The 9,877-nt window shown below is 36.7% G+C and carries 10 protein-coding genes; 5 read left to right on the forward strand and 5 right to left on the reverse strand.

From position 1 onward, the window contains the following. On the forward strand, positions 1-864 hold an 864-nt coding region (locus A9G22_RS11565), incomplete at its 5' end, for a hypothetical protein (protein WP_218058778.1). 2 nt (positions 865-866) lie between these two features. Here A9G22_RS11565 and dusC read toward each other — a convergent pair. The 5 genes from dusC to A9G22_RS07555 form a co-directional block, all read right to left on the reverse strand. Further along, positions 867-1,814 (reverse strand): tRNA dihydrouridine(16) synthase DusC, encoded by a 948-nt coding sequence (dusC, locus tag A9G22_RS07535; protein ID WP_065585684.1) that lies wholly within the window; start codon positions 1,812-1,814, stop codon positions 867-869. After that, positions 1,811-2,587 carry a molybdopterin-synthase adenylyltransferase MoeB gene (locus A9G22_RS07540; protein WP_065585685.1) on the reverse strand — a complete coding sequence of 259 codons (777 nt, stop codon included), beginning with the start codon at positions 2,585-2,587 and terminating at the stop codon, positions 1,811-1,813. Before A9G22_RS07540 ends, dusC begins: the two co-directional genes overlap by 4 nt. A gap of 78 nt (positions 2,588-2,665) precedes the next feature. Beyond that, positions 2,666-3,985, reverse strand: a complete 1,320-nt coding sequence (locus A9G22_RS07545; RefSeq protein WP_065585686.1) for an amidohydrolase — start codon at positions 3,983-3,985, stop codon at positions 2,666-2,668. Between the two features lie 21 nt (positions 3,986-4,006). Further along, positions 4,007-4,456, reverse strand: a complete 450-nt coding sequence (locus tag A9G22_RS07550) for a hypothetical protein (RefSeq protein WP_075508631.1) — start codon at positions 4,454-4,456, stop codon at positions 4,007-4,009. Further along, positions 4,453-5,244, reverse strand: coding sequence for a DUF3100 domain-containing protein (locus A9G22_RS07555; protein ID WP_065585688.1), 792 nt, complete (start codon positions 5,242-5,244; stop codon positions 4,453-4,455). Before A9G22_RS07555 ends, A9G22_RS07550 begins: the two co-directional genes overlap by 4 nt. 273 nt (positions 5,245-5,517) lie before the next feature. On the opposite strand from A9G22_RS07555, the gene aspS reads away from it, so the two are divergent. The 4 genes from aspS (at position 5,518) to ubiD (ending at position 9,724) form a co-directional block, all read left to right on the forward strand. Next, positions 5,518-7,275, forward strand: a complete 1,758-nt coding sequence (gene aspS, locus A9G22_RS07560; protein WP_065585689.1) for an aspartate--tRNA ligase — start codon at positions 5,518-5,520, stop codon at positions 7,273-7,275. A gap of 9 nt (positions 7,276-7,284) precedes the next feature. Then, complete coding sequence (nudB, locus tag A9G22_RS07565) at positions 7,285-7,737, forward strand: dihydroneopterin triphosphate diphosphatase (protein WP_075508632.1); 453 nt, start codon at positions 7,285-7,287, stop codon at positions 7,735-7,737. A 15-nt stretch (positions 7,738-7,752) separates the two neighbouring features. Beyond that, the gene (locus tag A9G22_RS07570) at positions 7,753-8,169 is read left to right on the forward strand and encodes a hypothetical protein (RefSeq protein WP_075508633.1); all 417 of its coding nucleotides are present in this window, start codon (positions 7,753-7,755) and stop codon (positions 8,167-8,169) included. A 91-nt stretch (positions 8,170-8,260) separates the two neighbouring features. Further along, positions 8,261-9,724, forward strand: a complete 1,464-nt coding sequence (gene ubiD / locus A9G22_RS07575; protein ID WP_065585692.1) for a 4-hydroxy-3-polyprenylbenzoate decarboxylase — start codon at positions 8,261-8,263, stop codon at positions 9,722-9,724. Positions 9,725-9,877: the final 153 nt, after the last annotated feature.

Raw genomic sequence — 9,877 nt, forward strand, 5'->3', positions numbered from 1 at the left:
CTTTTTGATGAGCTTAATGATTTTTTGGAGTTTATTTTTAATCAATATATTTTACATCAATTATTGAATTTAATTCCTCTATGTTTGCTGTTTTTTGTCGTTTCATCTATTGTTTTTTATCGAATGAATATTCATATCATCACACTGAAAAATCTCGGATTATTAATAATTGAGATAGTCCTTATTCATATCGTGAGTTTTTTATTAGAACAATGTCAAATAGTGTATCAGATCCTATTTGTCAATATTATTTACCTTGATTCATGGTTTTATCTAATAATAATTATTTCCAGCTTGTTATCTTGTGGTTTGTATAGTTTATTGATTTATTATTATATTAAAATATTTAGTGACTGGTTTGATAAAGAAAAATACCCTTTTGAACTTACTCCCAAAAATAGCCCTAAAATTCATTTTATATTGTTTTTAGCATTTTTCTTTTTTCTTTTCATTACCCTTTCTTCATTTTTGTTAGACATGCTACTCCAACAATTTCAGCACGACACCTCATGTTGGATAAATGTATTTTTACTATTAGTGAGTTACGTGATCAATTTTTTAATGATTGTGTTGTTAACGAAAGATTTTTTTAAACGAACCTTTGTTGTCTTGCAATCAGATAGAATTATTAAAAGTGCAATTGTAACTAATATTTTGATATTAACTACGGGTATTATATTTTTATTAGTAATATATAACATAGCTTATTTTATTAGTCGGATAAATAGCCTAGGCCTTTATGTATTAATTTTGTTACCACTTGCGATATGGTTGTGGTCATCTATTTTATCTTGTATGATTGTTCGATGTATAACTAAATATTACTTTGCTATGCCGTCAAAAGGCCAAATAGGCTTTAATTGAAATTATTTACTACTGATTCTTAAAAAATCACCGATATCTTGCTGTGATTTGAGTGTTCTAATATTTTGTAGGACGTCTGCTGCTTGAGCATAGTGCTGTTTTAAGTAAGCAAGCCACTGTTTGATGCGTGCAGAATGATAAAGCGGTTTAACGTCATCAATGGAGGATGTCGCATAGTGGATTAAAATTGCCATCACTTGTTGCCAACTGAATGCTGATTGTTCAGTCCGAATCATATTGGCCAAGTTAGGAATTGTTAAAATACCACGGCCTAGCATAATATCGTTAGTTTGGCTTTGGTTTATGCAATTTTTTGCATCCTCAATAGAAAAAATTTCACCATTTGCAATAACGGGAATATTTAGCTGTTGCTTAATTTGACCTATTGTTTGCCAATCTATTTTTTCGGCTTTATAACCGTCTTCTTTGGTTCTGCCATGAATAGCAATTTCATTGGCACCGGCAAGTTCAATGGCACTGGCGATGTCGTGACAATGTGATTTATTATTCCACCCTAAGCGAATTTTGACTGATAATCTATGCGTTGCCCCAATTGCTTGCCTTACTTGGCTAACAATATTAAATATCTGCTCGGGATATTGTAATAAATAAGCGCCTCCGTGACTGCCAACGACCGTTTTGGCTGGGCAACCAAAATTGATATCGATACCATAAGAGCCTAATTCAATAGCTTTAACGGCATTTTCAGCCATCCATTCTGGCGACTGGCCAAGAATTTGCACCCGGACAGGCGTGCCAGATTTAGTTTTTCCGTTATGGTAAAGCTCAGGACATAGGCGATAAAAGGTTCGATTAGATAATTTATGATGGGTTACTCTAATAAATTCAGTCACACAATAATCAAATTGGTTAATTGAAGTTAAAAGTTGTCTGACTTGATAATCAAGCACACCCTCCATAGGCGCTAAAATAATGCGATTAATTTTCATTGCGAAACCTGATTAGTAGTATGACTATTTCCACAAATGCGACAGTTAAGTTGTTTGGTAAATTTAACTTGGTTAAATTCCATTGTCATTGTATCAATCATTAATACACGACCAATTAATGGTTTTCCATATTGGGTTAGCACTTTGATGGCTTCTAAGGCTTGCATGGTGCCAAACATGCCAACAAGTGGCGCCATGACACCCGCTTCAACACATGTGAGTTGATCTTGACCAAATAAGCGGCTCAAACAGTGATAACAAGGTTCATCAGGTTGATAAGTAAATACGCTTAATAACCCCTCCATACGGATAGCTGCTCCAGAAACTAGCGGTTTTTTTACATGAAAACAACAACGGTTAATTTGCTCTCGTGTCACTAAGTTATCAGTACAGTCGATGACAATATTATGCTGTTTGATAAGCGCAATGAGCTTGTCATCGTCAAGTTGCTGATGCATTGTTTCAATTAACGTATTGGCATTGATATTGGTTAAGGCTTCTTTTGCAACCTCGACTTTGTATTGATTGATAGCCTTTTCGGTATATAAAATTTGTCGATTTAAGTTGGATTTTGATATGGTATCAAAATCAACTAACGTTAATTTACCTAAACCTGATGCAGCCAAATAGAGCGATGCCGCACAGCCGAGTCCACCTAAACCGATGATCAGTGCTGAACTGTTTTTTAATATTTGTTGTTTATCAATATCAAAACCACGCAATGTGATTTGTCTATCATAACGAAACAGTTCTTGATCAGTCAGTTCTTGCATAGTGGGTGTTTATTGTGGTTAATGATGAAAAAGCATTATAACAGAAACTTGGCACAATGATGTGCCAAGCTATTAAGATTATTTGTCAAAGCCAGATAGGAATGTTAAATATTCTTCTTTGGTCATGAGTGGTTTATATCCTGACATCAGTGTTTGTGCTGGTTTGGCGTCGTCATAAAGTAAATCGATAATTGTACAGGCCATCATTTGCGCAGGACGGATGTAAGCCATCTCTTCATCAAATACGGTATAATCTTTACCGTGTAAAACACCGCGAACCGAACCAATCCATGGATGGCTAACTGGCATAATGTGGGATAGATCACCAGTATCTGTGCTTCCTGTCATATGAGGGGCAACCGAAACATTTTCTTTACCAATTAACGCTTCGGCATTACGTTTTAACAGCTCGTTAAGTGTTGGATTGTTATTTAATGGTAGATAGCCAGGCAAGTCTTTAATTTCACAGGTTGCCCCAACCGCCATAGCGCCTGCTTTTAGTGCTTGATTAATTCGTTCATTGGCATCAATCATGGCGGGCACATTACCAGCTCGTACATAGCTTTCCATTCTGACATCGCTTGGAACCACATTCACTAAATCACCACCTTGGGTAATAATTGGGTGGAATCTAATATAGTCTTTTTCTTGAAAAGTTTCGCGAATCGCGTGCACACCCATCATTCCCATCATTGCTGCGTTTAAGGCATTGACACCCGCATGTGGTGCAGCCGCCGCGTGTGACGCTTCGCCTTTATATTGAATCAGTTTACCGATAAAACCATTACTGGTGGTTGATATTTCGATAAAACCATTTTGGCGGTCATGGGGTACGCTAGTTAAGTGTATTTGCAGTGCCATATCAACATCATCAAATTCCCCCCGCGAAATTAGCTCTGGTTTGCCTCCAATATATTTGATTTTACCTTCTTCAATTAAGCGATTACGATAAGTAATTTCGACATATTCTTCAGCAGGTACCGCAAAGGGTACAACATCACCCGCTAAAAATTGCATAGCCCCTGCATCAATTAATCCCATCGTGACTGCCATCATATTGGCAATTTGCGCATTATGCCCACAGCAGTGTGCAGCGCCAGATGTTTCATCAGCAGCGGGGTGATCAGCACAAATAATGGCATCAAGCTCGCCAATAACAGCAATGCTGTACTTACTACCTTTTCCACCTTTTAAGCGACCTTTTACGCCAGTTATAGCTAATTTATTTTTAAATGGTACACCCAATTTTTCAAAGGCTTCTTCGACTTTTTTAGCGGTTTTGTGTTCTTTATAACCAAGTTCAGGTTCTGCCCAAATTGACTGAGCAATCGCTTTGATATCAGCTTTTCGGCTTGCTATTGCGTTACAAACCTTTTTTTTAAGTTCTTCTTTTGTCATACGTTAAAATCCTAATTCAAATTAGATAACACCTTCCCAATGCAAGGTGATTTGTGCAATGATTGCCGCAAAAATAAAGGTACCTGAAAACACGGCTAACGAAACAGGGATGATTCGCCAAGAAATATTTTTAAATAATGCTAAATCTTTGCCAATAGCTAGACCTGCATAAGCAAGAACTGGGGTACAAACAGCCAATAAAGAAACCTGATCAGTAATTGAAACGACTTGTTCGTGATAAGGAAATATTGGTGATGAAGCTGCTGCGGCTACGACTGATACCCATAAAATAACTGGGAATTTGTTTAATAGTGGAATTTTACCAACAAAATAGCCGACTATTGATATAGCAACTAAGATTGATAATGCTTGTAATGACAGCATAAAATCGATTTTGTAGCCCACTGTATTGCCGGCAGCCATAATAATGGCAACTAAAATCAGTAAAAATATTGTTTCTAGGCATTTCATGATAGCGCTCCTTCCTTGTTACGTCGTAAGCGGGCAAAAAGATTATATAAGAAAGAGGCAAAAGGTAATGAAAATAGCGTATAAATATAAATGCCAACAATACTCGACATTAAGTTTGCGGTTGTTGCATAGGCTTTGATTTCACTAGCCATTTCAGGATAAAGGTCACTTATTGGTGCAAGTGATGCCGCCATCATACTACCACTTCCAACTCCAGCCCCCATCGCTAATGCATAAGGATGGAGGATATCTAATTTTGCCATTACACTAGCAAGTATGCTCATCCAAATAGCACCATAAAGTGTGCCACAAACATACATCGCCATAACGCCTCGACCTTCAGCAGAATCTAATCCATATTTATCGGCAACGATCGCGATATTGGGTTCGCGAGCGACAGAATACGTTGCGCCCACCGCCTCACGTTTCATGCCTAATATCATTGCAAGAGGTAAACCTAATAAAATCGTACCAGCAAAATGACCTAATTCTTGAAAAATTAAGGCTAACTTAGCATCTTCCAAAATCATATCAATTTTAGGACCAACCGAGACACCAAGCTTAGCAATAAGTAGCATTAACGTGACAATCATGATGGCACTGGCATGGTTCATATTTTTTAGTTTTAATATTTTTAATTTAGGAAGGCTGATTATTCCGCCAACAATCATGGCGTATAACATCGGATACATTGTGATAATCCAGATAGATTGTCTACCGATGAACTCACATACTAAAACAACGACTAGTGCAAGTACATGCACTCTATAGTCTTTTAAAATTTCCATCCTTATGGGCCTCATAGAATATATTATTATTAATAAGAACTAGCCATGATAACTAAAATCATAATCTAACATTGTGTAGTTAATATACATAACCGCAATTGCTTACGTCAACAAACAAGTACCATCAATTACTCTTTAGTCAACAATATGGAAATGACAATTCAAAATAAGTAAACAATTAAAGAATAAATCTAAATAAATGCCTTTATAAGGGCTCTATTTGATTTATAATATTTGCAATTTTTATAGATTGATATTTAAACAGGATATTTTATGCGTTCGATTTATTGTGGTCAGTTAACAGCATCTCATATTAATCAAGAAGTAACATTGTGTGGATGGGTCAATAAACGTCGAGATTTAGGCGGTATGATTTTTATTGATATGCGCGATCGTGAAGGCATTGTTCAGGTGTTTTTCGACCCTGATTATCAACAAGCGTATCAACTTGCAGGTGAGTTACGTAATGAATTTTGTATTCAGATCAAAGGTAAAGTGAGAGCCCGACCTGAAGGTCAAATCAACAAAGAGATGGCAACTGGCGAGGTCGAAATTTTGGCCACTGAGCTGACTGTATTTAACCGTAGCGATGTTTTACCTCTTGATTTTAATCAAAATAATAGTGAAGAACAGCGTTTAAAATATCGTTATATAGATCTTCGTCGCCCTGAAATGGCAACGATTTTTAAAACTCGAGCCAAAATTACTGCGTTTGTTCGTTCATTTATGAATGAGCATGGTTTTTTAGATATTGAAACTCCAATGTTAACCAAAGCAACCCCAGAGGGGGCTCGAGACTATTTAGTGCCAAGCCGAATTCATAAAGGTGAATTTTATGCGCTTCCACAATCGCCACAATTATTTAAGCAATTGCTGATGATGTCAGGATTTGATCGCTATTATCAAATTGTAAAATGTTTTCGAGATGAAGATTTGAGAGCCGATCGTCAACCTGAATTTACTCAAATCGATGTTGAAACGTCATTTATGACAGCCGAACAAGTGCGTGAAGTTATGGAACAAATGATTCGTGAACTTTGGCTGCATGTTAAAAATGTCGATTTAGGCAAGTTCCCTATCCTGACTTTTGCTGAGGCAATGCGTCGTTTTGGTAGCGATAAACCCGATTTACGTAATCCGCTCGAAATTATTGATGTGGCTGATATTGTTAAAGATGTTGATTTTAAAGTGTTTTCAACTCCAGCCAATGATCCTAAAGGTCGCGTAGCTTTACTTTGTGTACCAAATGGCGCCCAATTAACGCGCAAGCAGTTAGATGAATATACACAATTCATTTCGGTTTATGGTGCTAAAGGTATGGCATGGATTAAGGTTAATGAACGTCATAAAGGGCTAGAAGGCGTACAAAGTCCTGTGGCAAAATTCTTTAATGAATCACAAATGGAAGCCCTACTTAATCGAGCCAACGCTAAAGATGGCGATATTCTATTGTTTGGTGCTGATAGTTATAAAGTTGTGAGTGATGCACTCGGCGCATTACGTTTAAAAGTTGGTAAGGATTTAGGTTTAACTGATGAAGGTAAATGGGCAGTACTTTGGGTTGTGGATTTCCCTATGTTTGAAGAAACCGACGAAGGATTAAGTGCAATGCATCATCCATTTACGTCACCAAAAGACTATACGCCAGAAGAACTTATCAAAAACCCGGAAAATGCTGTTGCGAATGCTTATGATATGGTCATAAATGGTTATGAAGTGGGTGGTGGATCGGTTCGTATTCATCGCAGTGAAATGCAGCAAGCGGTTTTTTCCATTTTAGGTATTGATGAGCATGATCAACGTGAAAAATTTGGCTTTTTGCTCGATGCATTAAAATACGGCACCCCTCCACATGCAGGATTAGCATTTGGATTAGATAGGTTAAGTATGTTATTAAGTGGAACCGATAATATTCGCGATGTGATAGCATTTCCTAAAACAACAGCAGCAGCATGTTTATTAACCGATGCTCCAAGCCCAGCAAATGCGGCCGCATTAAATGAACTAGGTATTGAAATAAGTAAAAAATAGTGATATTTGATGCAAAATTTCAAAAATCCTGAATCTGTTCTGGTGGTGATTTTCTGCCAGACAACAAATCGCTGCCTTATGTTACAACGTCAAGATGATCCTTATTTTTGGCAATCAGTAACAGGTAGTATGGAAGCTAATGAATTGCCTAGAGAAACCGCGATTCGTGAAGTTTTTGAAGAAACGGGCATTGATATCATTGGACAAAATCTTGAATTAATTGATGCAAATCATGCTGTTGAATTTGAGATTTTTCCACAATTTAGGCATAGATATGCACCCGAAGTAAAGATAAATAAAGAACATTGGTTTTATCTACCTCTTATTAAAGAGATAACACCTATACTTACTGAACATTTAGCTTATCAATGGCTGACGATTGATGAAGCTACCAATCTTACTTTATCACCAAATAACAGTGAGGCTATTGGTAAAATTCATAGTTTGATTAAATCTAGTTAAAAGGTTTGAATGAAAATGAACTTGAGTCTATACACTATTGTACTGTTTTGTTTATGCTTTTTTGTACCAACCAGTAACGCTGAAATAAGTATAAAAAAGTGCCAATCTAACCAAAATAATTATATTATTTTTGATGAATATGACGCTAACATAGCTGAAAAGATCATTGATTATAAATTACGAGATCAACCAGAAGTGCGCGAAAATAGTATTATTAAAATATTTACTAATGAAAATAGCGATGATAGAAATGATTGGTTAGCTTCTTTTTTATTTGATGATCAAACTGAGCAATATTTATTTTATCAAGTTGATCAGGATGAATTTATTGAAATCGACAAAAAACAGTTTGAAACCCTATTACCTAAAATTGTTGAGTGTAATCAAAATAAACAAACACCTATATACAGTGAAAACTTTGATGCTGACTAATTAATTTGAACGATAGGTTTCCATCAAGGATTACAAAAGACTTTTAGATGTGGTTAACTCAAGATGAGTCAGGAACAGGGAGTAATAATAAATGCATTTTTCAAATTTTAGAGAATTTTTAGATTATCTTGAGCAGCAAGGTGAATTAAAACGAATTACTTTTCCTGTTAATCCTTATCTTGAAATGACCGAAATTGCTGATCGTGTATTACGTAGTGGAGGTCCTGCCTTATTATTCGAAAACCCAATTGGTTATGATATGCCTGTTTTATGTAATCTGTTTGGTACCGCCAAACGTGTTGCGATGGGGATGGGGCGGGAAGATACTTCCGCTTTGCGTGAAATCGGTGAGTTATTGGCATTTTTGCGTGAACCTGAACCACCCAAAGGCATACGGCAATTTTTTAATGTCTTACCTAAATATAAACAAGTGTTTAATATGTCTGTCAAACATCGTTCATCAGCTCCCTGCCAAGAGGTGATTTTTAAGGATGATGAAGTGGATTTGACACGTTTACCTATTATGCATTGCTGGCCCGATGATGTGGCACCGCTGTTATCTTGGGGACTGACTATTACTAAAGGTCCTTATAAAGATCGGCAAAATTTGGGTATTTATCGCTTGCAGCTTTTAGGCAAAAATAAATTAATTATGCGCTGGCTTTCGCATCGTGGCGGGGCACTTGATTTTGCAGAGTGGCAACAAGCAAATCCTAATCAAAAATTCCCTGTTAGCGTTGTGATTGGTGCTGATCCTGCAACCATTTTAGGTGCAGTGACACCGGTTCCAGACACTTTATCCGAATACGCTTTTTCTGGATTATTACGCGGTAGTCGAACCGAAGTGGTGAAATCGTTATCAAACGATTTAGACGTTCCAGCTAGTGCAGAAATCGTGCTTGAAGGTTATATCGACCCTAATGAGTTAGCATCAGAAGGTCCGTATGGTGATCACACCGGTTATTATAATGAAGTTGAGCAATTTGCCGTATTTACCGTGACACATTTAACTCGTCGTAAAGATGCGATTTATCATTCAACCTATACCGGTAGGCCGCCAGATGAACCCGCGGTAATGGGTCTTGCATTGAATGAAGTCTTTATACCGATTTTACAAAAACAATTTCCTGAAATTGTCGATTTTTATTTACCCCCCGAAGGATGTTCATACCGTATTGCGATTGTGACAATTAAAAAACAATATTCAGGACATGCTAAACGCGTCATGATGGGAGTTTGGTCTTATTTGCGGCAATTTATGTATACAAAATTTGTGATTGTCTGTGACGATGATATTAATGCTCGTGATTGGAAAGATGTTATGTGGGCTATTTCCACGCGTATGGATCCTCATCGAGATACCACTTTTATTGATAATACGCCTATCGATTATTTAGACTTTGCTTCGCCGATATCTGGATTGGGCTCTAAAATGGGCTTGGATGCGACCAATAAATGGCCGGGTGAAACCAATCGTGAATGGGGAAAAATTATCAAGAAAGATCCTAAAGTTGTTGCTCGCATTGATGAAATTTGGGATGAACTTGGTTTATAGTATATGTGGAGCATATTGTTTATTAAAGGAAAAATCAATAAATTGACGGTGCGTAGTACAGAAAAAATGAAGGTAATAATATAGATATAGTGGTTCAATACTAACCAAATTATTACTATCTATCTATATTGTACAATAGAATTACATAATACA

It is taken from the genome of Gilliamella sp. App2-1, from assembly GCF_001690255.1.
GTDB lineage: Bacteria > Pseudomonadota > Gammaproteobacteria > Enterobacterales > Orbaceae > Gilliamella > Gilliamella apicola_G.